The 24,186-nt window shown below is 65.8% G+C and carries 25 protein-coding genes; 11 read left to right on the top strand and 14 right to left on the bottom strand.

What is annotated here, in order from left to right; genetic code table 11:
- Nucleotides 1–441 precede the first annotated feature (441 nt).
- Together ACZK29_RS02845 and ACZK29_RS02840 are read left to right on the top strand one after the other, a co-directional pair.
- Nucleotides 442–2,145 carry a proline--tRNA ligase gene (locus ACZK29_RS02845; protein WP_459047881.1) on the top strand — a complete coding sequence of 568 codons (1,704 nt, stop codon included), beginning with the start codon at nt 442–444 and terminating at the stop codon, nt 2,143–2,145.
- Between the two features lie 222 nt (nt 2,146–2,367).
- Complete coding sequence (locus ACZK29_RS02840) at nt 2,368–2,751, top strand: H-NS histone family protein (RefSeq protein ID WP_005408004.1); 384 nt, start codon at nt 2,368–2,370, stop codon at nt 2,749–2,751.
- Between the two features lie 80 nt (nt 2,752–2,831).
- Here ACZK29_RS02840 and ACZK29_RS02835 read toward each other — a convergent pair whose 3' ends face one another.
- Entirely contained in the window at nt 2,832–4,091 is a 1,260-nt protein-coding gene (locus ACZK29_RS02835) for a threonine/serine exporter family protein (protein WP_005408003.1), read from the bottom strand.
- 93 nt (nt 4,092–4,184) lie between these two features.
- Here ACZK29_RS02835 and ACZK29_RS02830 point away from each other — a divergent pair, with 93 nt between their 5' ends.
- Genes ACZK29_RS02830 through ACZK29_RS02815 form a run of 4 tightly spaced genes read left to right on the top strand, consistent with a single transcriptional unit; the run spans nt 4,185 to nt 7,703 of the window.
- Complete coding sequence (locus tag ACZK29_RS02830; RefSeq protein WP_049427915.1) at nt 4,185–5,306, top strand: ABC transporter permease; 1,122 nt, start codon at nt 4,185–4,187, stop codon at nt 5,304–5,306.
- A gap of 1 nt (nt 5,307) precedes the next feature.
- Nucleotides 5,308–6,135 (top strand): ABC transporter ATP-binding protein, encoded by an 828-nt coding sequence (locus ACZK29_RS02825; RefSeq protein WP_478446642.1) that lies wholly within the window; start codon nt 5,308–5,310, stop codon nt 6,133–6,135.
- Between the two features lie 3 nt (nt 6,136–6,138).
- On the top strand, nt 6,139–7,065 hold the full coding sequence (locus tag ACZK29_RS02820) for an MlaD family protein (protein ID WP_164227419.1): 927 nt from the start codon (nt 6,139–6,141) through the stop codon (nt 7,063–7,065).
- A complete protein-coding gene (locus ACZK29_RS02815; RefSeq protein WP_478446641.1) occupies nt 7,062–7,703 on the top strand; it encodes an ABC-type transport auxiliary lipoprotein family protein in 642 nt (213 codons plus the stop codon). The genes ACZK29_RS02820 and ACZK29_RS02815 overlap by 4 nt, the downstream gene beginning before the upstream one ends.
- Before the next feature lie 4 nt (nt 7,704–7,707).
- On the opposite strand, the gene ACZK29_RS02810 is transcribed toward ACZK29_RS02815, so the two are convergent.
- Nucleotides 7,708–8,289 carry an alpha-ketoglutarate-dependent dioxygenase AlkB family protein gene (locus ACZK29_RS02810; protein WP_111204250.1) on the bottom strand — a complete coding sequence of 194 codons (582 nt, stop codon included), beginning with the start codon at nt 8,287–8,289 and terminating at the stop codon, nt 7,708–7,710.
- A gap of 83 nt (nt 8,290–8,372) precedes the next feature.
- On the opposite strand from ACZK29_RS02810, the gene ACZK29_RS02805 reads away from it, so the two are divergent.
- The gene (locus tag ACZK29_RS02805; RefSeq protein WP_164147139.1) at nt 8,373–9,671 is read left to right on the top strand and encodes a glycosyltransferase; all 1,299 of its coding nucleotides are present in this window, start codon (nt 8,373–8,375) and stop codon (nt 9,669–9,671) included.
- A gap of 22 nt (nt 9,672–9,693) precedes the next feature.
- Here the strand turns inward: ACZK29_RS02805 and ACZK29_RS02800 are convergent, their stop codons facing one another.
- The 8 genes from ACZK29_RS02800 to ACZK29_RS02765 all read right to left on the bottom strand — a co-directional run bounded on the left by ACZK29_RS02800 (nt 9,694) and on the right by ACZK29_RS02765 (nt 15,807).
- A complete protein-coding gene (locus ACZK29_RS02800) occupies nt 9,694–10,326 on the bottom strand; it encodes a CoA transferase subunit B (protein WP_111204252.1) in 633 nt (210 codons plus the stop codon).
- 1 nt (nt 10,327) lies between these two features.
- A complete protein-coding gene (locus ACZK29_RS02795) occupies nt 10,328–11,059 on the bottom strand; it encodes a CoA transferase subunit A (protein WP_111204253.1) in 732 nt (243 codons plus the stop codon).
- Between the two features lie 96 nt (nt 11,060–11,155).
- A complete protein-coding gene (locus ACZK29_RS02790; RefSeq protein WP_111204254.1) occupies nt 11,156–12,361 on the bottom strand; it encodes a hypothetical protein in 1,206 nt (401 codons plus the stop codon).
- Nucleotides 12,336–12,761 (bottom strand): hypothetical protein, encoded by a 426-nt coding sequence (locus ACZK29_RS02785; protein WP_111204255.1) that lies wholly within the window; start codon nt 12,759–12,761, stop codon nt 12,336–12,338. The genes ACZK29_RS02790 and ACZK29_RS02785 overlap by 26 nt, the downstream gene beginning before the upstream one ends.
- Nucleotides 12,762–12,812: 51 nt before the next feature.
- Nucleotides 12,813–13,412, bottom strand: coding sequence for a hypothetical protein (locus ACZK29_RS02780; RefSeq protein WP_111111820.1), 600 nt, complete (start codon nt 13,410–13,412; stop codon nt 12,813–12,815).
- Nucleotides 13,409–13,813 carry a GtrA family protein gene (locus ACZK29_RS02775; protein ID WP_100438856.1) on the bottom strand — a complete coding sequence of 135 codons (405 nt, stop codon included), beginning with the start codon at nt 13,811–13,813 and terminating at the stop codon, nt 13,409–13,411. Before ACZK29_RS02775 ends, ACZK29_RS02780 begins: the two co-directional genes overlap by 4 nt.
- Complete coding sequence (locus ACZK29_RS02770) at nt 13,791–14,735, bottom strand: glycosyltransferase (RefSeq protein WP_005412175.1); 945 nt, start codon at nt 14,733–14,735, stop codon at nt 13,791–13,793. The genes ACZK29_RS02775 and ACZK29_RS02770 overlap by 23 nt, the downstream gene beginning before the upstream one ends.
- 10 nt (nt 14,736–14,745) lie before the next feature.
- Nucleotides 14,746–15,807, bottom strand: a complete 1,062-nt coding sequence (locus ACZK29_RS02765) for a UDP-glucuronic acid decarboxylase family protein (RefSeq protein ID WP_478446639.1) — start codon at nt 15,805–15,807, stop codon at nt 14,746–14,748.
- 129 nt (nt 15,808–15,936) lie between these two features.
- Here ACZK29_RS02765 and ACZK29_RS02760 point away from each other — a divergent pair, with 129 nt between their 5' ends.
- Nucleotides 15,937–17,283: a phosphohexomutase domain-containing protein gene (locus ACZK29_RS02760; RefSeq protein ID WP_478446638.1), complete on the top strand. Its 1,347-nt coding sequence runs from the start codon at nt 15,937–15,939 to the stop codon at nt 17,281–17,283.
- Nucleotides 17,284–17,294: 11 nt separating this feature from the next.
- Nucleotides 17,295–18,698, top strand: a complete 1,404-nt coding sequence (locus tag ACZK29_RS02755) for a mannose-1-phosphate guanylyltransferase/mannose-6-phosphate isomerase (RefSeq protein WP_111204258.1) — start codon at nt 17,295–17,297, stop codon at nt 18,696–18,698.
- Nucleotides 18,699–18,791: 93 nt separating this feature from the next.
- Here ACZK29_RS02755 and rfbD read toward each other — a convergent pair whose 3' ends face one another.
- Genes rfbD through rfbB form a run of 4 tightly spaced genes read right to left on the bottom strand, consistent with a single transcriptional unit; the run spans nt 18,792 to nt 22,196 of the window.
- A complete protein-coding gene (rfbD, locus tag ACZK29_RS02750; protein ID WP_478446637.1) occupies nt 18,792–19,688 on the bottom strand; it encodes a dTDP-4-dehydrorhamnose reductase in 897 nt (298 codons plus the stop codon).
- Nucleotides 19,685–20,242 carry a dTDP-4-dehydrorhamnose 3,5-epimerase gene (gene rfbC, locus ACZK29_RS02745; RefSeq protein WP_313147977.1) on the bottom strand — a complete coding sequence of 186 codons (558 nt, stop codon included), beginning with the start codon at nt 20,240–20,242 and terminating at the stop codon, nt 19,685–19,687. Before rfbC ends, rfbD begins: the two co-directional genes overlap by 4 nt.
- Nucleotides 20,239–21,126: a glucose-1-phosphate thymidylyltransferase RfbA gene (gene rfbA, locus ACZK29_RS02740; protein ID WP_478446636.1), complete on the bottom strand. Its 888-nt coding sequence runs from the start codon at nt 21,124–21,126 to the stop codon at nt 20,239–20,241. The genes rfbC and rfbA overlap by 4 nt, the downstream gene beginning before the upstream one ends.
- Nucleotides 21,127–21,140: 14 nt before the next feature.
- On the bottom strand, nt 21,141–22,196 hold the full coding sequence (rfbB, locus tag ACZK29_RS02735; protein ID WP_478447063.1) for a dTDP-glucose 4,6-dehydratase: 1,056 nt from the start codon (nt 22,194–22,196) through the stop codon (nt 21,141–21,143).
- Nucleotides 22,197–22,454: 258 nt separating this feature from the next.
- On the opposite strand from rfbB, the gene ACZK29_RS02730 reads away from it, so the two are divergent.
- Both ACZK29_RS02730 and ACZK29_RS02725 read left to right on the top strand, forming a co-directional pair.
- Complete coding sequence (locus ACZK29_RS02730) at nt 22,455–23,201, top strand: electron transfer flavoprotein subunit beta/FixA family protein (RefSeq protein WP_478446635.1); 747 nt, start codon at nt 22,455–22,457, stop codon at nt 23,199–23,201.
- Nucleotides 23,201–24,139 (top strand): electron transfer flavoprotein subunit alpha/FixB family protein, encoded by a 939-nt coding sequence (locus ACZK29_RS02725; RefSeq protein WP_478446634.1) that lies wholly within the window; start codon nt 23,201–23,203, stop codon nt 24,137–24,139. The genes ACZK29_RS02730 and ACZK29_RS02725 overlap by 1 nt, the downstream gene beginning before the upstream one ends.
- Nucleotides 24,140–24,186: the final 47 nt, after the last annotated feature.

Genomic DNA, 24,186 nt, shown 5'->3' with positions numbered 1-24,186 from the left:
GCCATCCATGGCGCCAACGGTCCTGCCAGCCCACACCGCCCCGCCCCCTGACAGATGGCTAGTGACCGCTAGTAGATCCACGCCATGCGTGGATGAATCTCCATGGAAATCGAATATTTCGAGAATTGATCGAGCAGCAGCCGAGCATGGCTCGGCTCTACAAAAGGGCGACAGATCGCGGAAAAACTGTCGAAGGCGGGGTGGGTCCGGTTGCGGGGGTGTCAGCCGCATGGATGCGGCTGCCAAGCCCCCAGGGATGGGTTTACGGCGTCCCACGCAACCGGACCCACCCCGGCATCCACCAGTAAACCCGCCTTTGCCGTTGCTTCGGCAGTTGCAGTTGACGTTGCTTGAGGCGGGTGCAGGGCGCAGCCCTGCCGATACCCCTCCCCCCGGCCAGGCTGGCAGAATAGGCGTCTCTGCCGTTATCCGAAGCCGACGATGCGCCTCTCCCAGTTCCACCTGCACACCACCAAGGAAACCCCCAGCGACGCCGAGCTCACCAGCCACCGGCTGATGCTGCGCGCGGGCATGATCCGAAAGCTGGCATCGGGCCTGTACACCTGGTCGCCGCTGGGCCTGCGCGTGCTGCGCAAGGTTGAACGCATCGTGCGCGAGGAAATGGACCGCGCCGGTGCCGTGGAATTCCAGATCCCGACCATCCAGCCGAAGGAACTGTGGGAGCAGACCGGTCGCTGGCAGAAATTCGGCCCGCAGCTGCTGAAGATCAAGGACCGCAAGGACCAGGTCTTCTGCTACAGCCCGACCGCCGAAGAAGCCGCCTGCGACTTCGCGCGCAGCGAGCTGTCCAGCTACAAGCAGCTGCCGGTGAACTTCTACCAGGTGCAGACCAAGTTCCGCGACGAGATCCGCCCGCGCTTCGGTGTGATGCGCTCGCGCGAGTTCCTGATGAAGGACGCCTACTCGTTCCACCTGCACGATGAGTGCCTGGTGCGCGAATACGAGAACATGAAGTCGGCTTACAGCCGCATCTTCACCCGCCTCGGCCTGGATTTCCGCATGGTGCAGGCCGACTCCGGTGCGATCGGCGGTGACGCCTCGCAGGAATTCCACGTGATCGCCGATTCCGGCGAAGACGCTTTGGTGTTCTCCACCGGCTCGGACTACGCCGCGAACATGGAAGCGGCGATCGCCGCCGATCCGGCACCCCGTGCGGCCGCCAGCGAAGCGATGCGCAAGGTCGACACGCCCACCCAGAAGACCTGCGAGGATGTCGCCGCCCTGCTCGGCATCGAGCTGCAGCGCACGGTGAAGTCGGTGGCGCTGATCGCCGGCGAAGGCGAAGCACAGCAGTTCGTGCTGGTGCTGGTGCGCGGCGACCATGAGGTCAACGAGATCAAGCTGGCCAAGGTTGCCGGCCTGGACGAGCAGCGCTTCGCCAGCGAAGCGGAAATCGCCGAGTACCTGGGCAGCGTACCGGGCTTCCTCGGCCCGGTCGCACCGGCCAAGGCCATCCGCGTGGTCGCCGACCGCGAAGTGGCCGCGATGTCCGACTTCGTCGTCGGCGCCAACGAGGCCGGTTTCCACCTGGCCGGGGTCAACTGGGGCCGTGACCTGCCGGAACCGGAAGTGGCCGACATCCGCAACGTGCGTGCCGGTGACCGCGCGCTGGACGGCGGCGAACTGAAGATCGCCCGCGGCATCGAAGTCGGCCACGTATTCCAGCTCGGCCGCAAGTACGCCGAAGCATTGGATGCCACCGTGCTGGACGAGAACGGCAAGGCCGCGGTGATGGCGATGGGCTGCTACGGCATCGGCATCTCGCGCGTGGTGGCTGCCGCGATCGAACAGAACCATGACGATGCCGGCATCATCTGGCCGGACGCGATGGCGCCGTGGCAGGTGGTGGTGTGCGTGATCAACCCGAAGGGCGACGCCGCCGTGGCCGATGCTGCTGCCAGCCTGCTGCAGGAACTCCGCGACGCCGGCCTCGATGCCGCGCTGGACGACCGTGGCCTGCGCCCGGGTGCGATGTTCGCCGACATGGAACTGATCGGCATCCCGCATCGCGTGGTGGTGAGCGAGCGCGGCCTGGCCGGCGGTACCTACGAGTACCGCTCGCGCCGCGCCAGCGAAGCGGAAAGCCTGGACAAGGCCACCCTGCTGCAGCGACTGCAGGGCTGATCAGGAGAAGACCGGGGCACGCCCCGGTCTTTTTTTGCCTGTCGCCCAGTTGAGCAATATTGCAGCGGACATAATCCGGTCAAAATCGACGCAATGCAGCCGGGATGCTGCCAGGCCATGACCCGCCTGCATTTGTGCTGTGATTAATTCATCTTTATTCTGTCCCGCGACGCCATGGACTGGCTCGTCCCGTCCACATTTTAGTTTCCGGAGTAACCGTAAATGAGCATTGACCTGACCGGCCTGTCGGCACGCGAGCTGGGCGCCCTGATCCGTACCGCCAAGAAGCAGCAGACCATCGTCGCCAAGCGCCGGCCAATCACCAAGGTCCGGGCCCAGCTGACCAAGCTGGCCAAGACCGAGGGTTACACCATCGAAGAACTGTTCGGCGGCGCCCCGGCACCGCGCGCACGCAAAGCCGCCCCGGCAGCCAAGGCACCGTCCAAGACCGCCGGCCGCAAGCTGGGCAAGGTTGCCCCGAAGTACCGCAACCCGGCCAACCCCAAGGAAACCTGGACCGGTCGTGGCAAGCAGCCGCGCTGGATGGCCGAGCTGACCGCCAAGGGCAACAAGAAGCCGGAAGATTTCCTGATCAAGAAGGCCTGAGGCCGGATCGGGATGCAATGAAAAACGCCGGCGGAAGCCGGCGTTTTTCATTCTTCGGTGTGCGGGCCAACGGTCCACACCTACAGGGTTTTGCGCGCCGGCATCAGCAGGTTGCCGAACAGCAGGCCGGCCACCAGCGCCATCACCACGTTGAGCACGGTGAGGAACACGCTTTGGCCCGCGCCAACGTCCTGCTGCTGGACCAGGGTCAGCACGCCGCGCAGGCTGGTGCTGCCGGGCACCATCATGATGATGCCCGGCAGGCGGATGATCGCTCCTGGGCGGCCAACGAGGCGGCCGAACAGATTGCCACCGGCGGTCAGCAGCATCGCTGACAGGAAGATGCCGGCCGGCGCGCCCCAGGCGTGCCCGCCGAACTTGGAGATCGCGTAACCCGCCACCGAGGCCGCGATCACCCACGGGTAATCGCGCCGGTTGGCCTTGAACAGCATCGCGAAGGCGAATGCCGCGGTCAGCAGCGAACCCCACTCCACCCACGGCCCCTGCGGCCGCGTGGCGCGGATCACCGGGTCCAGGCCGAGTACATCGGCCAGGGTCACCGCGATCATCGCGCCCACGCTGAGCTTCATGATGGTGGTCAACGCGCCGGCAAAGCGCGCGGTACCCGAGACCCAATGCTGGCTGGCGAGTTCATTGACCGCATTGGTCAGCGACATGCCGGGCAGCAGCACCACCAGCGAGGCGATGATCACCGTGTTGAGGTTGAGTGCGCCAACAAAGGACGCGACCAGGGTTGCGACCATGCCGGCCAGCAGCGCCGCCAGCGCCTCGGCCGCTTCGCGGGTGGCCGGGCGACGGTCGGTGACCATGCCGAGCAGGCCGATCATCAGGCCGATGACACCGGCGGTGGCGATGTCCAGCCACGGCAGCTTCCACATGCCGGCCACGCCGGCCGCGCCGAGGGTGAATGAAAGAATGGTGCGCAGCTTGCCGCGCCGGCCCGGATCCTTGTCCAACTGGCGCAGCGCGGTGTGGCCCTGGGCAATGCTCATCCGCCCGTTGGCCACTTCCTCGGCGATATGGTCGGCGACGCTGAGCTTGTGCAGGTCGTTCTCGCCGGGTGCCAGGCGGATCACCCGGGTGATGTCGCTGGAGCCGATCGCCTGTGCCGGGTCGCTGAAACTGAGGATGATACCGGTGGGATTCGACCACGGTTCACAATCCAGATCGAGCTGGCGGGCCAGTGCCACCACTGCCGTTTCCAGGCGCTGGGCCGTGGTGCCGTAGCTGTGCAGGCGTCCGGCGATCTCGGAAACAAAGGCCACGCGCTGCGCGTAGGTGGCCTGGGGCGTGGGGATCGTGTGAGCGTCTGCGGACATGCGCCGTAGTATTACCTACTGCCGGGCCGCACTGGATAAATTCATCCGGGTTCGACGCGATGCCCCAGACAGAACGGTTATGCTGCGACCCGAATGGCCCAAGTGACCCCGAACCACGCCCCCCAGCTCGAACAGGATGCCCATGACCCGGGCCTGATCCGCCTGTCCGGCACCTGGACCTTGAAGACCGCGCTGGCCGCGGCCGAAGTCCTGCGCGGCGTTCCCGACACGCTGACCGGCATCGACGCCACCGGCATCGAGAAGATGGATTCGGCCGGCGTGCTGCAGGTACTGCGCGTAGCGCATCGCGCCGACCTTGGCGAGGACGCGTTGCAGTTCCGGCCGGACCACCAGGCACTGGTCTGCACCATCGAGGAAGTGGCCGACGACCGGCCCCGGCCCAAGCGCGATTTCGGCGTGCTGGCGGCGCTGGAACGGCTCGGTGTCAGCGTCCATGCCACTGGCCACAACATCAAGGCGCTGTGCAGTTTCCTCGGCGAGAACCTGGTCAAGGCTGCACGCCTGGTCAAGGAGCCCCGCCGTTTCCGCCTGACCGCCACCGTCCACCAGATGGAGCAGGTCGGGCTGGACGCAGTACCGCTGGTGGCGCTGCTGTCCTACCTGGTTGGCGCGGTGATCGCCTTCCTCGGCTCGACCATCCTGCGCGACTTCGGCGCCGAGATCTACGTGGTCGAGCTGGTCAACATTGCCTTCCTGCGCGAGTTCGCCGTGCTGCTGACCGCGATCGTGCTGGCCGGCCGCACCGCCAGTGCGTTCACCGCGCAGATCGGTGCGATGAAGGCGCGCGAGGAAATCGATGCCATGCGCACGCTGGGCCTGGACCCGATCGACCTGCTGGTGCTGCCACGGTTGATGGCGCTGCTGGTCACCCTGCCCCTGCTGACCTTCATCGCGATGGTTGCTGGCCTGGCCGGCGGCATCACCGTCGGTGCGTTCGACCTCGACATCCCGCCGCAGATGTACATCGCGCGCATGCACGAGACGATGGAAGTGCGGCACATGCTGGTCGGCCTGTCGAAGGCGCCGGTGTTCGCGCTGGTGATCGGCCTGATCGGCTGCCTGGAAGGGCTGAAGGTGGAAGGCACGGCGCAGTCGGTGGGTGAACGCACCACCTCCAGCGTGGTGCAGACGATCTCGCTGGTGATCATCATCGACGCCTTCGCGGCGTTGTGGTTCATGCACATGGACTGGTGACATGAGCACGTATACGACTCCCGAAGACATTCCCATGCAGGACGGCGACGGTCACGACCTGGCCATCCGCGTGCGCGGGCTGGTCAACCGCTTCGGCAGCCAGACCGTGCATGAAGACCTGGACCTGGACGTGCGCCGTGGCGAGATCCTGGGCGTGGTGGGTGGCTCGGGCACCGGCAAGTCGGTGCTGATGCGCTCGATCCTCGGCCTGCGCACGCCCGACGCCGGCCAGATCGAAGTGCTCGGCCGCGATGCGCGTGCCGACGATGCCGAGAGCCGCCTGCACATCGAACGCAACACCGGCGTGCTGTTCCAGGATGGCGCCCTGTTCTCTTCGCTGACCGTGGGCGAGAACGTGCAGGTGCCCTTGAAGGAACACCACCGCGAATTGCCCGAGCGCTGGCACTACGAGCTCGCGCTGCTGAAGGTGAAGCTGGCCGGCCTGCCCGCCGATGCGATCAACAAGCTGCCATCGCAGTTGTCCGGCGGCATGCGCAAGCGTGCGGGCCTGGCCCGGGCACTGGCGTTGGACCCGCCGCTGCTGTTCCTGGATGAACCGACCGCAGGCCTCGACCCGATCGGTGCGGCCGCGTTCGACCGCCTGATCAAGACCCTGCAGGAGGCGCTGGGGCTGACCGTGTTCCTGATCACCCACGACCTGGACACGCTGTACGCCATCTGCGACCGGGTGGCGGTGATCGCCGACCGCAAAGTGGTGGCCAACGCGCCACTGCCGGACATCGAGAAACTGGATCATCCGTGGATCCAGGAATACTTCTACGGACCGCGTGCGCGTGCCGCGCGCGGCGAACAGATCGAGAGTGCCTGAGCCATGGAAACCAAAGCCAACTACGTGCTGATCGGCGCGTTCACCCTGATCACCGGCCTGGCCCTGCTGGCCTTCGGCCTGTGGGCGGCCAAGTACTCCTCCGACCGCACCTGGCAGGAATACCGCGTGGTGTTCCGCGAGGCGGTGACCGGCCTGTCGGTGGGCAGCCCGGTGCAGTACAACGGCATCGCGGTCGGTTCGATCATCGAACTGAACCTGGTGCCGGACGACCCGCGCCAGGTGGTCGCACGCATCCGCCTGAACTCGACCACCCCGGTCAAGACCGATACCCGTGCCAAGCTGGCGATCACCAGCCTGACCGGCCCGTCGATCATCCAGCTCAGCGGCGGCACGCCGCAGTCGCCGGCGCTGACCACGGTCAACAAGGACCCGGCGCCGATCATCCCGACCACGCCGTCGGCGCTGCAGAACATCACCGACGTCGCCAACCGCATCGTCGAGCGCATGGACCAGATCCTCAGCGACCGCAACGTGGCCTCGATCAACGCGACGCTGGCCAACCTGGAGACGATCAGCGGCGGCCTGGCCGACCGTGACCAGGGTACCCAGGCGCTGCTGCTCAGCGCGCGCGATGCCGCCCGCAGCCTGGACGCCACGCTGAAGACCACCAACGGCACCATCGAGCGCCTGGACAGGAACCTGGTGCAGCAGCTGCCGGGCATCATCGACAAGCTGGACGGCACCCTGGCCAAGCTCGACTCGGCCGCCGGCAACGCCGATTCGATCCTTGGCGAGAACCGCGCCGCGATCAACAGCTTCGCCAATGATGGCCTCGGCCAGCTGGGCCCGACGCTGACCGAACTGCGCGGCCTGATCCGCGACCTGCGCCGGGTCAGCGACCGCCTCGAGAACAATCCCGCGCGCTACCTGCTGGGCCGCGACGCACCGAAGGAGTTCGAACCCAAATGAGCCCGATGCCCCTTCCGCGCCTGCTGCTGGCCGCTTCGCTGGTCACCCTGCTGGGCGGCTGCTCCATCCTTGGCAGCAGCGAGAAAACCCCAGTGACGCTGTACTCGCCCGCCGTGCAGGTGAAGGCCGATCCGGCGTGGCCGCAGGCCAGCTGGCAGCTGGTACTGGCCAAGCCCAGCGCCGCACGCATGGTCGACAGCCCGCGCATCAACGTGCGGCCGACCCCGTCGCAGCTGGAGATCTACAAGGGCGCCAGCTGGGCCCAGCCGGCCACCGACATGATCGAGGACACCCTGCTGCGCGGCTTCGAGGATTCCGGACGCATCCACGGCGTCGCCCGCAGCACTGCCGGCATCCGCGCCGACTACAAGCTGTCCACCGACGTGCGCCGCTTCGAATCGGACTACCAGGGCCAGGCCACGCCGACGGTGGTGATCGAGGTCAACGCCAAGCTGATCCACGTCGCCGACCAGCGCGTGGTCGCCGACCGTACCTTCCGCCAGGCACAGCCGGTCGGCAGTACCGACGTGCCGTCGGTGACCGCCGCGTTCGAGCGCGGCCTGCAGCAGCTGGCGCAGGATGTGGTGGGCTGGACGCTGGTGAGCGGGCAGAACGACCAGCCGACCGACACGCGCTGATCGATCAGCGTGGCGCAATCCAGCGGAACGTCAGGTTGATCCGCTCGCCCTGCACGCGCGCCATTTTCGGCAACGCGTGCTGGTAATAACGCTGGGTCTGCCCGGCCATTACCAGCAGGTCGCCATGGCCGAGCAGGTACTCGGTCTTCTGCGTCGGATCATCACGCCGGCGTAGCAGGAAACGCCGTGCCGCCCCCAGGCTCAGCGAGGCGATCACCGGCGCCGGGCCCAGTTCGGGTTCGTCGTCACTGTGCCAGCCCATATAATCGCCGCCGCCGCGATAGAGGTTCAGCAGTACGCTGTTGAAGGCATGTCCACAGAATGCCTGCAGCCGTTCGCGAAGCAGCAGCAGGGCCGGCTGCCACGGCTCGGGCAGGAAATCGGTACCCGAATAGCGATAGCGCGCCTCGGCATCTCCCATCCAGCAGCTCAGGCGGGGCGAATCGACGATACGGCCGAACATGCGGATGCGATGCACCTGCCAGGAGATGTGGTGCTCCAGCTGCTGCCGCATCAGGTCCGCCTGGTCCGCGGCCAGCCAACCCCGATGCCAGTGAACGTCGGCGTCGTCCAGTGGGAAATGCATGCCAGCACGCTAGCACACCCCCTATGCGGCCAGCGACTATGATGGTCGCCCGCATTCCTGCGCGCCCCCTGACGATGAAGACGATGAAGCACTCCTGGTACAGCCTCAAATGGCGGATTCGCCAGGCCTCGCGCCGGTTGGCCTCGGTGATTCACAACCTGCGCCAAGTAGGCCCGGCGGCCACGCTACGCAAGGTCAAGGCGGTGCTTCGCCCACATCCACCGGCCGCAGTATCGGTGCCCGCTCAAGCAGTGCGTTCTTCCGGCGAGGTGCACAGCACCGCCCCTGCACGTGCTGGATACGTGCTGGTGATTGATGCCAGCGCGCCCGATCCGACCCGCGATTCTGGCTCGGTCCGGATGTGCAAGATCCTCCAGTCGATCCGCGAGCTGGGATGGCAACCGGTGTTCATGCCGGACAATGGTGTCATCAGTGCCGAAAGTCGCGCTTTCCTCGACACACTGGGCGTGGACCTGATCGGCATCGCAGGCAGCCCCCGTCTCGACCAGTGGCTGCGTGTGCACGGCCAGCAGCTGCGTGCCACCTTGCTCAGCCGCCACCATGTGGCGGCAGCCCACATCGGGCTGATCCGCGATTACGCCGTGGCCAAGGTGATCTTCGACACCGTGGACCTGCACCATGTGCGTGAGCAGCGTGCTGCGGACCTGCGCCAAGACCCGGACCTGCAGCGGCAGGCCGCACGCACGCGGCAAAGCGAGTTCGCCCTGATCAACGCCAGCGACACGACGCTGGTGGTCAGCCAGACCGAGCTGGAGATGCTGCAGGCGCAACTGCCCGGCAGCGACATCCGGCTGCTGTCCAACATCCATGACGTGCACGGCGGCAAACGCAGTTTCGGGAACACTGCTGACCTGTACTTCGTGGGGGGCTATGCCCATCAGCCCAACCAGGAAGCGCTGGAATGGCTGGTCGGCGAGATCCATCCCCGCATCCGTGCGCAGCGCCCGGAGATCGTCCTGCACCTGATCGGAGAGATTCCGGAAGACGTGGCGGCGCGCTATGCCGGCAACGGTGTCATCGTCCACGGACACGTAGCATCACTGCAGCCCTTCCTGTCGCGCTGCAGGATCGCGCTCGCCCCGCTCCTCTCCGGCGCAGGCGTGAAAGGCAAGGTCAATGAGGCCATGAGCCACGGTGTTCCGGTAGTGGCCACGCCCATTGCTGCCGAAGGCATGTTCCTGGTCGACGGTCAGAATGCACTGATCGCGGCAGATACCGAGGCGTTCAGCAACGCCATCCTGCGCCTGTACTCGGATGAGGCGTTGTGGTCCCACATCTCCGAACAGGGCTACCACAACATCCGCGAGCACTTCTCCAGCGATGCGGCGCGCAGGAGTCTGGAAGCACTCCTGCGCGACTGATCACTCCGGCGCGAACGCCGATTCAACCTCGGGCGAACGCCACGCCCGTTTTTTCCTTCAGTTCGTCATCGCTGACACCCGGCGCCGTTTCCACCAGCACCAGACCGGCATCGGTGACGTCGAATACAGCCAGGTCGGTGATGATGCGGTCGACCACGCCGACGCCGGTCAGCGGCAGCGTGCATCCGGCCAGGATCTTGTGCTCGCCGTTCTTGGCGGTGTGCTCCATCAGCACCACCACGCGCTGCACCCCGGCCACCAGGTCCATCGCGCCGCCCATGCCCTTGACCATCTTGCCGGGGACCATCCAGTTGGCCAGGTCGCCCTTGTCGGTCACCTGCATGGCGCCGAGGATGGCCAGGTTGACGTGGCCGCCACGGATCATCGCGAAGCTGTCATGGCTGCCGAAATAGCTGGCACCGGCACGCGCGGTGACGGTCTGCTTGCCGGCATTGATCAGGTCCGCGTCGACTTCGGCTTCGGTCGGGAACGGGCCGATGCCCAGCAGGCCATTCTCCGACTGCAGCCATACGTCCACGCCTTCGGGAATATGGTTGGCGACCAGGGTCGGCAGGCCGATGCCCAGGTTCACATAGGCACCGTCGGTCAGTTCCTGGGCAGCGCGCGCCGCCATCTCGTCACGGGTCCACGCCATGTCAGTTGCCCTCCGCGCGGATGGTGCGCTGTTCGATGCGTTTTTCAGGATGCGCGTTGTGCACGATGCGGTGCACGTAGATGCCCGGCAGGTGCACCTGGTCCGGATCGATGGCACCGACCGGTACCACCTCCTCCACCTCCACGATGCAGACCTTGCCGGCCATCGCACAGGCAGGGTTGAAGTTGCGCGCGGTCTTGCGGAACACCAGGTTGCCGGCCTCGTCGGCCTTCCACGCCTTGACCAGCGCCACATCGGCGCGCAGCGCGGTTTCCATCACGTAGTGCTTGCCGTCGAACTCGCGGGTTTCCTTGCCTTCGGCCACCACCGTGCCATAGCCGGTGGCGGTGAAGAACGCCGGAATGCCGGCACCGCCGGCGCGCAGGCGCTCGGCCAGGGTTCCCTGCGGATTGAACTCCAGTTCCAGTTCGCCGGCCAGGAACTGCCGCTCGAACTCCTTGTTCTCGCCGACGTAGGACGAAATCATCTTCCTGATCTGCCGCGTCTCCAGCAGCTGGCCCAGGCCGAAGCCATCGACCCCCGCGTTGTTGGAGATCACGGTCAGGCCCTTGGCCCCGCTGTCGCGCAGCGCGGCGATCAGCGCCTCGGGAATGCCGCACAGGCCGAAGCCTCCGACGGCCAGGGTCTGGCCATCGGCGATGACGCCCTGAAGGGCCTCCGCCGCGCTGGCGAAGCGCTTGTTGCGCTTGCCGGTGGAAGTCACGTGTTCCATTTCTACAGCCCCACACGGGAAGAATGAGCGCATTCTAGCGCTACACCTGCATACCGCTGGGATGCGCCGCAGCATGACGCCACGGCGCGTTCCGGCTCAGTGAGCGCGCAGCGTCTTCGCCGTGGCGCGATGTTCCAGCGCCAGCAGCACCGCAAACCCCAGCAGCAGTGTTACCGGCATGCGGACACGGTCGACACTGGTGCGCAGGTGCCAGTCCAGGTCATGCGGCGTTCCCAGGTAGACCAGGAACAGCACCGCTGCGTACACCAGCGCCGCCAGCACGGCAGCCGATGCCGCCGGAATCCGCAGCACCGGACGCCAGAGCACCGCCAGCACCAGCAACGGCACCATCACCCAGACATCCAGCAGCAGGCGACCGAGGATCGGCAGGGTACCGCCCTCGCTGCCGAGCCGCGCCAACAGCTGCGCCTTCATGTCGCTTCCCGCCAGGTCATTGCCAACCCCTGCCTGCCCGACGGCCAGCTTCCATGCCAGCAGTGGCAGCAGGGCCACAATCCCGGCCAGGAGGATGCGCCAGCCCAGGCGACGCTCACGCAGCACGCCTTCGCCCAGCACCACGGCCGTCAACAGGGCCGCAAGCACCGCGCCCTCGTTCTTCAACATCGACAACACGGCCACCAGCAAGGTGAATGCGACCAACTCGCAGCTGCCACCATGCCCCTCGCGCGTGCGGTGACGCATCGCTGTCGCCACGGCAGCGACGGCGTAGACCGCCACCAGGGGATCCATGTAGCCGTTGATCAGCATGTCGCGCCCCAGGCGCAGCAGCAGCACTGCGAACAGCACGCCGCACCAGCGCCAGCGGAAACTCGGTGCGATCAGCAGCAGTGCCGGCAGCAGCAGCAGCGGTGCCACCGTCTTGGGCAGCAGTTCGTTCCAGTGCCCGGCCAAACCTGCTGCACAGGCCATCAACAACGGAACCAGCGCGGGATAGTCGTTGTGGCTCCACGGCGCGTAGTCATCCAGCTGGGCGTACAACGTGCCCTCCAGGTAGATCCGCTTGGCATGGAAGAGCCAGATGGAACGCGGGTCCCAGCCATCGCTGGGGCTTCCCAGTGCGATCAACACCAGCACCAGCACGGCCAGGACCAGAGGGGCGGTACGCAGGTCACGCACAGCCGGCAGGGCGAGCAGCGCGCTGAGCACGACCGCGCCGAACGCCACCTGCACCGGCCAGCCCATCAGGCCCACGGCAGCCAGGCCATAGCAGAGAAGAATGGAGACCAGCATGGCCAGCGCCGCACGGCGCCCTGATTCAGCGGCAGTCGACAAGAACGACATCTCCCTTCCTCCCCTGGACATGACACTGGTCAACCAGCGGATCACCGGCCCTCAGCAGGCGCTGCGGGGTATCGGTATCGCTGAACCGGACCGGATACAGCGCCTCCCACATGCGTTGCTGGATCAAGGGATCGTCCTTCAGCCCCTGCCCGAGTGAAAGCATCGAGGGAGCGATCGGCTGCGCGCGCACCAGATCACGTGCATCCACCACCTCGCGTGGTACGGATGCCTCGAATCCCGCGTCCTCAGCGAAGGCCTGGCGCAGCAGCGACGCCTGATAGTCCGATCGCTTGGCGACCGATACGAGGGAAGCGGCCAACAGCAGCGCCAGGATCCCGGCAATCGCCAGATCCCGGCGCGTAGTGCGCAGGGGGGGAGAGGTGGAGGTCATGTCATCCATGAAACGTTTCAAGGAACCAACGGAAAAACCAATGCGCCAGCAGCACCCGGGCTATTGGCAACGGTAGTCGGACGGCATCCGGCTGTCGCGGAAAGGATCAGTGAGCGCATCGGTGTACTGCCCCATCAGCAGGCGGTGGGTCGGCAGCAGGTTCTGCCGGTAGAAGCGGCCGAACGATGCGAGGCGCTCGCCGCGCTCGGTCAATCGCACACAACCATCATGGATCTGCACGGTTCCGGACTGCAGCTGCTCGGTCAGGCGCACTTCCACCAGATGATGCTCGCGGACGTACTCTTCAGTGAACACCTGGCGGAACGCGTCTTCGCGTATCCCACCACCACGCTGTTGCAGCTTCTCCAGGATGTAGAAGGACAACGAGCGGTCGATGACGGTCGGGACCGAGATCGCGAACACATAGCCTCCCAGCAACCAGATGGCGGCCAGCTGGATCAGCTCGAGGCGGCTGAAATCCCTGAACCACTTCAATGCATACAGGCCAGCAAACACCACCACCACTGCGATAACCGCGTCCAGGATGCTGGCATACAGCACCACGTTCACACGGAACTGGCGCATGTGGACGTAGTAGACCAGCAGCAGGGCGGCAATGAATGCAAGGGTTGCCAGCGCGGCACGCAGATATTTGTTCATTTGAACACCAGGAACTTGTTGGCGACGAAGCTGACGGCCATCTGCATTCCGGTCGCCAGCACGAATCCTGCGCGGTAGTCCAGGCCCCATCGATCGGCCCAGACGTACATCACCAGCGCGTGCAGCACAGCGATCGCGGCGTAGATCAGCAGGAACAGCGAACCCTGCCGCGCCAGGCTGCCCTGCCTGCCATGGAAAACGAAGTAGCGGCTGCCGAGGAACGACACGGTGATGCCAAAGACCGCTGCAATCGCGTTGGCCATCGCGGCCAGCGGGACGTGCAGCACCTCGATGTTGAAGTGCAGCACTCCATAGTGCACCGCGGTGGCGACCAGGCCATTGATCACGTAGCGGACGGCCTGTCCGCCCAGCGCATCCTTAGCCACTGCGACGGCCGGCATGCAGGACCTCGTCAACGAATTCGCGATAGCTGCCCACGCTCATGACGCCACCGCCGCGCATCATCCCCGACAACATCAGGATGATCAGCGTCAGTGCCGCGGTCTGCAGGAACACCAGCACCAGGATGCCGAATGCCAGCGAGAACCAGCCCTGTGATGCAAAGCCCAGCATCTTCAGCCCGGTGGCGACGATGCCGCCGATGATCGACAGTGCCGCCACCATGGTGCAGGCGATGCCCACGCGTACCAGCACATCCTCGGCAAACACCATCAGTGCACGGAATCCGTGCAGGGCCAGGCCGACGAAGTTCATCTTGCTGCGGCCGGCATAGCGCGGACCACGATCCAGCGCACAGGTCTGCACGCGCAGCTTCGAGCCCAGCACGCAGGCGGCAACGTGGATCCACAGCTCCTGCATCGATGCCAACCGGCGCACCGCCGGCATCTTCGCCGCCATGAAGTTGCCGAAGCTGATCTGGCGCCCGCTGAGCAGCGAGAACAGCAGCTTGTAGACGATGTAGAACGACTTGAACTTCAGCGATTCGACCCGGCTGCGACGGCTGGCCACCACCACGTCGACATCGGCCGAATCCAGGCCCGCCACCAGCTCGGTGATGCTCTCCGGCGTATCCTCGCCATCGGAATCCATCACCACGACAATGTCATTGCCATCGAAGTGTTCGGCCACATAGCCCAGGCCGATGGCGATCGCACGCTGATGCCCGACATTGCGACGCAGGCGGATCACCACGCCCTCCAACCCCGAAGCCTCAATGGCGCTGATCGGCAATGGCTGCCGCACCGAGCCGTCGTCCACGGCCACCACATAGGTGTCCGGGCCCTGGGTGCGGGCGAGCTCGACGAACAGCTTTGAGGAGGCTTCCAGGTCTTCGTAGACCGGCATCACCACGATCTTGCGCATCGTCGCCACCTCAGGCCTGCAAGCGATGGCGGAAATAGGCGATGGTCTCCTTCAGTCCGTCCTCCAGGCCGACCTTGGGCTCCCAGCCCAGATCCGCTTTGGCCAGGCTGATATCCGGCTGGCGTTGGCGTGGATCATCCGAGGGCAGCGGGCGGTACTCGATCTTCGACGCGCCGCCGACCAGGCGGAGCACGGTCTCGGCCAGTTCCAGCATGGTGTACTCGGACGGATTGCCGATATTGATCGGACCAGTGAGATCAGCCGGCGAGTCCATCAGCCGCAACATGCCCTCGATCAGGTCATCGACATAGCAGAAGCTGCGCGTCTGGCTGCCATCACCATAGATGGTGATCGACTCGCCCTTCAGCGCCTGCACGATGAAGTTGCTGACCACCCGGCCGTCATTGGGATGCATGCGCGGGCCATACGTGTTGAAGATGCGCATGACCTTGATCTCCAACTGGTGCTGGCGCCAGTAGTCGAAGAACAGCGTTTCGGCGCAACGCTTGCCCTCGTCATAGCAGCTGCGGATGCCGATCGGGTTGACCCGGCCCCAGTAGCCTTCCACCTGTGGGTGGATTTCCGGATCGCCATACACCTCGCTGGTGCTGGCCTGCAGGATGCGCGCGCGCAGGCGCTTGGCCAGGCCGAGCATGTTGATCGCCCCATGCACGCTGGTCTTGGTGGTCTGCACCGGGTCCTGCTGGTAGTGGATCGGTGACGCCGGGCAGGCCAGGTTGAAGATCCGGTCCACTTCCACATAAAGCGGGAACGTCACGTCATGGCGCATGAGCTCGAACCGTGGGTGGCCCAGCAGCCCATCCACGTTCGCCTTGCTGCCGGTGTAGAAGTTGTCCACGCAGAGGACGTCATGGCCGCCCGCGATGAGCTGATCGCACAGATGCGACCCGAGGAAGCCCGCGCCACCGGTCACCAGCACGCGTTTCTGATCGTGAGTAAATTTCAAAGCAAACCTCGATCCTTCTGGAACAGCAGGCCAATCGGCGATGGCCACGCGGGCCATGTCCTCGGTCGTCAGCGCGCAATTGTATGCGAACTGCCTGCTGGCCATGGCCCATCGACGGGGAATCGGCCGGCCCCACTCCCATGTCGGCACTAGCGGCCGGGCGTCCCTGGCTCACCGGCCGTTTGCAAACCCTCCCGCTATAATCAGGTTTCTCTATCCGGATGGACTGCTTCGATGCCCCTGCCCGCTTTCAAGGCCTACGATATCCGCGGCCGTGTGCCGGAAGAACTGAACGAGGACCTGGCCCGTCGCATCGGCGTCGCCCTGGCCGCGCAGCTCGCTCCCGGTCCGGTGGTCCTCGGCCACGATGTGCGCCTGACCAGCCCGGCACTGCAGGATGCGCTGGCCGCAGGCCTGCGTGGGACCGGCCGAGAGGTGATCGACATCGGCCTGTGCGGCACCGAGGAAGTCTATTTCCAGACCGACCACCTGGGCGCAGCCGGCGGCGTGATGGTCACCGCCAGCCACAACCCGATGGATTACAACGGCATGAAGCTGGTCAAGGAAAACGCACGGCCGATCAGCTCTGATACCGGCCTGTTCGCGATTTCCGATGCGGTGGCCGCCGATACCTCCGGGGCCGAGCCAGCGCGCGCCGGCCAGGCCGCCCAGCACGACAAGAGCGCCTACATCCAGCACCTGCTGAGCTATGTCGATGCCGGCAAGCTGAAGCCGCTGAAGCTGGTGGCCAATGCCGGCAACGGCGGCGCAGGCGCCATCGTCGACCTGCTGGCACCGCACCTGCCGTTCGAGTTCATCCGCATCTGCCACGAGCCGGACGGCAGCTTCCCCAACGGCATTCCCAACCCGCTGCTGCCGGAGAACCGCGCCGCCACCGCCGACGCGGTGCGCGAACACGGTGCCGACTTCGGCATCGCCTGGGACGGTGACTTCGACCGTTGCTTCTTCTTCGACCACAGCGGCCGCTTCATCGAGGGCTATTACCTGGTTGGCCTGCTGGCCAAGGCAATCCTGGCGCGCCATCCCGGCGGCAAGATCGTGCATGACCCGCGCCTGGTCTGGAACACGGTGGACATGGTCGAGCAGGCCGGCGGTGTCGCGGTGCAGTGCAAGAGCGGCCATGCCTTCATCAAGGAAAAGATGCGTGCCGAAGACGCGGTGTACGGCGGCGAGATGAGCGCGCACCACTATTTCCGCGAGTTCGCCTACGCCGACTCGGGCATGATTCCGTGGCTGCTGATCGCCCAGCTGGTTTCCGAGAGCGGCCGTTCGCTGGCCGACTGGGTTGAAGATCGCATGGCCGCCTACCCGTGCAGTGGCGAGATCAACTTCAAGGTCGCCGATGCCAAGGCCGCCGTTGCGCGCGTGATGGAGCACTTCGCCGCGCAATCGCCCACACTGGACCACACCGACGGCATCAGTGCCGACTTCGGCAACTGGCGCTTCAACCTGCGCAGCTCCAACACCGAACCGCTGCTGCGCCTGAACGTCGAAGCACGCGGTGACGCTGCGTTCATGCAGGCGCGCACCGACGAAGTTTCCCGTCTGATCCAGCAGTAACCGAGGCCCGCATGAGCAGCATCCAGCCCGTCATCCTGTCCGGTGGATCCGGTACCCGCCTGTGGCCGCTTTCGCGCGAGGCCTACCCGAAGCAGTTCCTGCCACTGGCCGGCGAGCTGACGATGCTGCAGGCCACTTGGCAGCGCGTCGCCCCGCTTACCGCGCGTGGCCCGCTCGTGATCGCCAACGAAGAGCACCGCTTCGTCGCCGCCGAGCAGCTGCAGCAGGTCGGCGCCGAACCGGCCGCGATCATCCTTGAACCGGTGGGCCGCAATACAGCGCCGGCCATCGCCGTGGCTGCGCTGGAAGCCACCCGGGACGGCGCCGACGCGCTGCTGCTGGTGCTGCCCTCCGACCATGTGATCATCGACGAAGGCGCCTTCCGCAACGCGGTGCAGGCCGCCGCCGCCGCCGCTGAAGCCGGCAAGCTGGTCACGTTTGGCATCGTGCCGACCGGCCCGGAAACCGGCTACGGCTACATCAAGGCTGCCGACGGCCAGGGCCTGCGAGCCGTCGAACGCTTCGTCGAAAAGCCCGACCTGGAGACCGCCACCGGCTACGTCAGCAGCGGTCAGTACTACTGGAACAGCGGCATGTTCCTGTTCAAGGCGTCGCGTTACCTGCAGGAGCTGGAGCGCTTCCAGCCGGAAATGCTGGCCCGCAGCCGCCAGGCTTGGCAGCAGGCGCGCCGCGATGCCGACTTCACCCGCCTGGACAAGGATGCCTTCACGGCGGTGCCGTCGGACTCGATCGACTACGCGGTGATGGAAAAGACCGCCGACGCGGTGGTGATCCCGCTCGATGCCGGCTGGAACGATGTCGGCTCGTGGACCGCACTGCGCGATGTCTCGCAGCAGGATGGCGACGGCAATGCCCACCAGGGCGATGTGATCGCCATCGACTGCCGCAACACGTACGCCTATGCGCAGCGCCTGGTGGCATTGGTCGGCCTGGACGACGTGATCGTGGTCGAGACCGACGACGCCGTGCTGGTCGGCAAGGCCGACCGCATGCAGGAGGTCAAGACGGTAGTGGCAAAGCTGAAGGCCGAAGGCCGTAGCGAAGCCACCTGGCACCGCAAGGTGTACCGCCCCTGGGGTGCCTACGACTCGATCGACAACGGTGAGCGCTTCCAGGTCAAGCGGATCACGGTCAAGCCCGGCGGCACGCTCAGCCTGCAGATGCATCACCACCGCGCCGAACACTGGATCGTGGTCAGCGGCACCGCCGAGGTGACCCGCGGCAACGAGGTGATCCTGCTCAGCGAGAACCAGAGCACCTACATCCCGCTGGGCGTGACGCATCGCCTGCGCAACCCCGGCAAGCTGCCACTGGAACTGATCGAAGTGCAGTCGGGCAGCTACCTGGGCGAGGATGACATCGTGCGGTTCGAGGATACGTACGGGCGCAGTTGAGGCATCAACGCCTGCGCCCCACGGTAGCGCCGGCCCATGGCCGGCGAGCGCAGCGGCTTGCAAGCATCCGCCGGGCGTGGCCCGGCGCTACCCTTATCGGGCAATCTCTGCCATCACCCGCTTCAGGCCATCCTGCCATGCCGGCAGCACGATGCCGAAATCCTGTTGCAGTTTGCGGTTGTCCAGCACCGACCAGGCTGGGCGCTTGGCCGGGGTCGGATACTCGGAACTGGGAATCGCCTCGACGGCCGGCACCTTGACCAGCGCGCCAGTGGCCAACGCTTCGGCGAAGATCGCCTCGGCAAAGCCGTGCCAGCTGGTCTGGCCACTGGCGGTCAGATGCCAGGTGCCGGACAGACGGCCCGGGTGCTGCAATGCCTGCGCGGTCACATCGGCAATCAGCGCGGCCGGCGTGGGCGTACCGATCTGGTCGGCCACCACCCGCAACACATCGCGCTCGGCGCCCACGCGCAGCATGGTGCGCAGGAAGTTCGCGCCATGCGAGGCATAGACCCAGGCCGTGCGGAAGATCAGGTGGCGACCACCGGCCGCGCGTACGGCCTCCTCGCCATCTCGCTTGCTGGTGCCATATACACCCAGCGGTGCGGTCGGCTCGTCCTCGCGGTAGGGCGCGGTGCCCTCGCCATCGAAGACGTAGTCTGTGGAGTAATGTACGAACGGCACGCCATGCGCCGCACACCAGCGCGCGATGAAGCCCGGCGCCTGCGCATTGGCGGCGAAGGCGGCATCAACATCCTGTTCTGCGCGGTCAACGGCGGTGTAAGCAGCCGCATTGACCACCAGCGACGGCTGCACACGGTCCAGCAATACCGGCAGGCTGTCGGGCTGGCCGAAATCGGCCGTTTCACAGGCACTTCCGTCGGGCAGGACGCCACTGCGGGTGGTCGCGACCACCTTGCCCAGCGGTGCCAGCGCGCGCAGCAGCTCTTGGCCGACCTGGCCGTTGCCACCGAACACCAGCACGGTCATGGCACGTAGACCGGCAGGCGGTCTTCGGCAATGTCCTTCAGGAAGGGTGCGCTCTCGTCCTTGGCCGACAGCGTCGGTGCGCTGACCGGCCAATCCACCGCGATGTCGGCATCATTCCAGCGCACGCCGGCATCAAAGTCCTTGAGGTAGACCTCGGTGCACAGGTAGCTGAACACCGCACGCTCGGACAGCACGGCGAAACCGTGGGCGAAGCCCTCCGGAATCCAGAACTGCTTCTTGTTCTCCGCGCTCAGCACCACCGCTTCCCACTGCCCGAAGGTCGGCGAGCCACGACGGATGTCCACGGCCACGTCGTAGACCTCACCTTCGAGCACGCTGACCAGCTTGCCCTGCGGGCGCGGCCACTGGTAATGCAGGCCGCGCAGCACGCCCTGCGCGGACGTCGAGACATTGCTCTGCACGAAGCGGTCCGGCAGGCCCAACGCGGCAAAGCGCTCGGCATTCCAGGTCTCGAAGAAATAGCCGCGGGCATCGCCGAACACGGCCGGCTCGATCACCACGCAACCGGGCAACCTGGTTTCAATCACTTTCACGGAACGACTCCACGCAGGGCGAGTTTGTGCAGGTACTGGCCGTAGCCATTCTTGATCAGCGGCGCGGCCAGTGCTTCCAGCTGTTCGGCAGTGATCCATCCCTGCCCGAATGCGATTTCCTCGGGGCAGCAGACCTGCAGGCCCTGACGGGTCTGGATGGTCTCGATGAAGTTGGAGGCCTCCAGCAGTGACTGATGGGTGCCGGTATCCAGCCACGCATAGCCACGGCCGAGCGCCTCCAGATGCAGGTTGCCTTCTTCCAGGTAGCGCTTGTTGAGATCGGTGATCTCCAGCTCGCCACGCGGCGACGGCTTGAGTTCAACCGCGTAATCGCTGGCGTTGCCGTCATAGAAGTACAGGCCGGTCACCGCATAGTTGGAGCGTGGCGCTGCCGGCTTCTCGACCAGATCGATCACCTTGCCGCTCTTGTCGAACTCGGCCACGCCGTACCGTTCCGGATCATTCACCCAGTAGCCGAACACGGTCGAACCGCGAACGCGTTCATCGGCGCGCTTGAGCACTTCGCGCAGGCCGTGGCCATGGAAGATGTTGTCGCCCAGTACCAGGCAGCTCGGCTTGCCGGCGACGAAGTCGCGGCCGATCAGGTAGGCCTGGGCCAGGCCATCCGGACTTGGCTGCACCGCGTACTGGATGTCCATGCCCCACTGCGAACCATCGCCCAGCAGCTGCTGGAACAACACCTGTTCGTGCGGGGTGTTGATGATCAGAACCTCACGGATACCCGCCAGCATCAGCACGCTCAGCGGGTAGTAGATCATCGGCTTGTCGTACACCGGCAGCAGCTGCTTGCTGACGCCCTTGGTGATCGGATACAGCCGGGTGCCGGAACCACCGGCGAGGATGATGCCCTTGCGCTGGGTCATGGTGTCTCCTGGGTTCAGGCCGTGGTGCCGATGCGCTGCAGGCGGTAGCTGCCATCCAGCACGCCGTTGACCCAGTCCTGGTTGTCCAGGTACCAGTCGACGGTGAAGGCGATGCCCTGCTCGAAGGTGTAGGCCGGTTCCCAGCCCAGGTCGTTCTTCAGCTTGGACGCATCGATCGCATAGCGGCGGTCATGGCCGGGACGGTCGGTGACGTAGGTGATCTGGCTGCTGCGCGGCTGGCCATCCGCGCGCGGGCGGCGCTGGTCTAGCAGTGCGCAGATCGCCTGCACCACTTCGATGTTCTGCTTTTCCGAATTGCCGCCGACGTTGTAGGTCTCGCCGACCTGGCCCTTGGCCAGCACGGTGCGGATCGCCTCACAGTGGTCGGACACGAACAGCCAGTCGCGTACCTGCCTGCCATCGCCGTACACCGGCAGCGGCTCACCGGCCAGCGCCTTGGCGATCACCAGCGGGATCAGCTTCTCCGGGAAATGGTACGGGCCGTAGTTGTTGGAGCAGTTGGTGGTGAGCACCGGCAGCCCGTAGGTGTGGTGGAACGCGCGCACCAGGTGATCCGAAGCCGCCTTCGACGCCGAGTACGGCGAGTTCGGGGCATATGGGGTGGTTTCGCTGAACTTGCCGGTCTCACCCAGGGTGCCGTACACCTCGTCGGTGGACACGTGCAGGAAGCGGAAGGCCGCGCCCGGTTCGGCCGGCAGCGCCTTCCAGTAGTCGCGCACCGCTTCCAGCAGGCCCAGGGTACCCACGACGTTGGTCTGGATGAAGGCGCCCGGACCGTCGATGGAACGGTCCACATGGCTCTCGGCGGCGAAGTTCAGCACCGCATCCGGCTGGTGCTCGGCCAGCAGGCGGGCGACCAGGGCGCTGTCGCCAATGTCACCCTGCACGAACACGTGGTTCGGGTTGCCGTCCAGGCTGGACAGGGTCTTCAGGTTGCCGGCGTAGGTCAGAGCATCGAGGTTGATGACCTTGACGCCGCGCGCGACGGCCTCGAGAACGAAGTTACCGCCAATGAATCCGGCGCCGCCGGTGACAAGCCATGTGGGCACTACCTGTTCTCCTGTTCGACCGATCACACCGGCCTCGAACAGCACCGGATACAGCGCGACAGGATACATGTCGCCCCCTTCACGGCTGACATCCGCACGTGAATGAGCCCCCCCTGCCCTCCTTTTCTTCTGCATCGCAGCAAAACCATACGCATTCGCATGGTCGCTTCCAGCCAGTTAGAATCGGGGTCCCACCCCCGAACCGGTTGCTGTGCGAGGACCGGACGTTCTCCCCGTTATTGAAGGACCCCGTACCAGATGAAAATCCTCGTCGCGTACAAGCGCGTGGTGGACTACAACGTCCGCATTCAGGTCAAGCCGGACGGTTCCGGCGTGGTCACCGACGGCGTCAAGCTGTCCCCCAACCCCTTCGACGAAATCGCCCTGGAAGAAGCCCTCCGCCTGCGCGACAAGGGCATCGCCAGCGAAGTGGTGGTTGCCACCATCGCCCCGGCCGACGCCCAGGCCCACCTGCGCAACGGCCTGGCCATGGGCGCCAACCGCGCCATCCACGTGGTGACCGACCAGGCCATCCAGCCGCTGACCGCCGCGCGCACCCTGCTGAAGCTGATCGAGAAGGATCAGCCGGACCTGGTGATCCTCGGCAAGCAGGCCATCGACGACGACGCCAACCAGACCGGCCAGATGCTGGCCACGCTGTGGGGCCGTCCGCAGGCGACCTTCGCCAGCAAGCTGGAGATTGCCGACGGCAAGGCCACGGTCACCCGTGAAGTCGACGCCGGTCTGGAAACGCTGGAAGTGGACCTCCCGGCCGTGGTCACCACCGACCTGCGCCTGAACGAACCGCGCTTCATCAAGCTGCCGGACATCATGAAGGCCAAGGCCAAGCCGCTGGAGACCCTGCAGCTGGCCGACCTCGGGGTTGAAGCCGCCGACACCTTCAAGACCACCCACTACGCCGCGCCGTCCAAGCGCAGCAAGGGCGTGATGGTCAAGGACGCGGCCGAATTGGTTGCTGCACTCAAGCAGAAGGGGCTGCTGTAATGAGCAAGATTCTCGTCATCGCCGAGCACCACGACGGCAAGCTCAACGCCGCCACCGCCAAGACCGTCAGTGCCGCCGCTGCCATCAGCGGTGCCAGCATCGATGTGGTGGTGCTGGCCGCCGATCCGGCCGCGGTCGCCGCTGAAGCCGCGAAGATCGCCGGCGTTGCCAAGGTCCTGACCGTGGCCAACGCCGCCAACGCGCAGGCCATCGCCCAGGTGCTCGCGCCGCAGATCGCACAGCTGGCCAAGGGCTATACCCATGTGTTCGGCCCATCGACCACCTTCGGCAAGGACCTGATGCCGTGCGTGGCCGCCCTGCTCGGCGTCAACCAGGTCTCCGACCTGATGACCGTCGAAGGCAGCCACACCTTCAAGCGCCCGATCTACGCCGGCAACGCGATCATCACCGTGGAAGCACCGACCGACCAGATCGTGGTCGCCACCGTGCGCGCCGCGTCGTGGCCGGAAGCCGCCCAGGGCGGCAGTGCCGCCATCGAAGCGGCCAGCGTCGATGCTGCCCTGCCGACCCATACCCGCTTCATCGGCCTGGCCGCCGGTACCAGCGACCGCCCGGACCTGCAGAGTGCCAAGCGCGTGGTCTCCGGTGGCCGCGGCGTCGGCTCGGAAGAGAATTTCAAGGTGATCTTCCAGCTGGCCGACAAGCTCGGTGCCGCCGTCGGTGCCTCGCGCGCTGCCGTCGATGCCGGCTACGTGCCCAGCGACCTGCAGGTCGGCCAGACCGGCAAGATCATCGCGCCGGAACTGTATGTGGCCGTGGGTATCAGCGGTGCCATCCAGCACCTGACCGGCATCAAGGACGCCGGCACGATCGTGGCGATCAACAAGGACGGCGATGCGCCGATCTTCGAGATTGCCGATATCGGACTGGTGGGGGATCTGTTTGCGATCCTGCCGGAGCTGGAAAAGGCGCTTTGACGTGCACCTGCCGCTGGCTCCGGCCAGCGGCACTGTCCCTCTGAATC

The sequence above is a fragment of the Stenotrophomonas sp. 89682_Sma genome, from assembly GCF_056481405.1.
Note: the sequence above shows the minus strand (reverse complement) of the source record. Positions and strands in the feature narration are given on the sequence as shown.

Coding starts and splice junctions, on each gene's coding strand:
- ACZK29_RS02730 (WP_478446635.1), top strand. CDS start 22,455: ATGAAAATCCTCGTCGCGTACAAGCGCGTGGTGGACTACAACGTCCGC.
- ACZK29_RS02790 (WP_111204254.1), bottom strand. CDS start 12,361: ATGTCGTTCTTGTCGACTGCCGCTGAATCAGGGCGCCGTGCGGCGCTG.
- rfbA (WP_478446636.1), bottom strand. CDS start 21,126: ATGACCCAGCGCAAGGGCATCATCCTCGCCGGTGGTTCCGGCACCCGG.
- ACZK29_RS02815 (WP_478446641.1), top strand. CDS start 7,062: ATGAGCCCGATGCCCCTTCCGCGCCTGCTGCTGGCCGCTTCGCTGGTC.
- ACZK29_RS02830 (WP_049427915.1), top strand. CDS start 4,185: ATGGCCCAAGTGACCCCGAACCACGCCCCCCAGCTCGAACAGGATGCC.
- ACZK29_RS02785 (WP_111204255.1), bottom strand. CDS start 12,761: ATGGATGACATGACCTCCACCTCTCCCCCCCTGCGCACTACGCGCCGG.
- ACZK29_RS02810 (WP_111204250.1), bottom strand. CDS start 8,289: ATGCATTTCCCACTGGACGACGCCGACGTTCACTGGCATCGGGGTTGG.
- ACZK29_RS02835 (WP_005408003.1), bottom strand. CDS start 4,091: ATGTCCGCAGACGCTCACACGATCCCCACGCCCCAGGCCACCTACGCG.
- ACZK29_RS02780 (WP_111111820.1), bottom strand. CDS start 13,412: ATGAACAAATATCTGCGTGCCGCGCTGGCAACCCTTGCATTCATTGCC.
- ACZK29_RS02760 (WP_478446638.1), top strand. CDS start 15,937: ATGCCCCTGCCCGCTTTCAAGGCCTACGATATCCGCGGCCGTGTGCCG.
- rfbD (WP_478446637.1), bottom strand. CDS start 19,688: ATGACCGTGCTGGTGTTCGGTGGCAACGGCCAGGTCGGCCAAGAGCTG.
- ACZK29_RS02800 (WP_111204252.1), bottom strand. CDS start 10,326: ATGGCGTGGACCCGTGACGAGATGGCGGCGCGCGCTGCCCAGGAACTG.
- ACZK29_RS02820 (WP_164227419.1), top strand. CDS start 6,139: ATGGAAACCAAAGCCAACTACGTGCTGATCGGCGCGTTCACCCTGATC.
- ACZK29_RS02795 (WP_111204253.1), bottom strand. CDS start 11,059: ATGGAACACGTGACTTCCACCGGCAAGCGCAACAAGCGCTTCGCCAGC.
- ACZK29_RS02845 (WP_459047881.1), top strand. CDS start 442: ATGCGCCTCTCCCAGTTCCACCTGCACACCACCAAGGAAACCCCCAGC.
- ACZK29_RS02775 (WP_100438856.1), bottom strand. CDS start 13,813: ATGCCGGCCGTCGCAGTGGCTAAGGATGCGCTGGGCGGACAGGCCGTC.
- ACZK29_RS02840 (WP_005408004.1), top strand. CDS start 2,368: ATGAGCATTGACCTGACCGGCCTGTCGGCACGCGAGCTGGGCGCCCTG.
- ACZK29_RS02765 (WP_478446639.1), bottom strand. CDS start 15,807: ATGGCCAGCAGGCAGTTCGCATACAATTGCGCGCTGACGACCGAGGAC.
- ACZK29_RS02770 (WP_005412175.1), bottom strand. CDS start 14,735: ATGCGCAAGATCGTGGTGATGCCGGTCTACGAAGACCTGGAAGCCTCC.
- ACZK29_RS02805 (WP_164147139.1), top strand. CDS start 8,373: ATGAAGCACTCCTGGTACAGCCTCAAATGGCGGATTCGCCAGGCCTCG.
- ACZK29_RS02825 (WP_478446642.1), top strand. CDS start 5,308: ATGAGCACGTATACGACTCCCGAAGACATTCCCATGCAGGACGGCGAC.
- ACZK29_RS02755 (WP_111204258.1), top strand. CDS start 17,295: ATGAGCAGCATCCAGCCCGTCATCCTGTCCGGTGGATCCGGTACCCGC.
- ACZK29_RS02725 (WP_478446634.1), top strand. CDS start 23,201: ATGAGCAAGATTCTCGTCATCGCCGAGCACCACGACGGCAAGCTCAAC.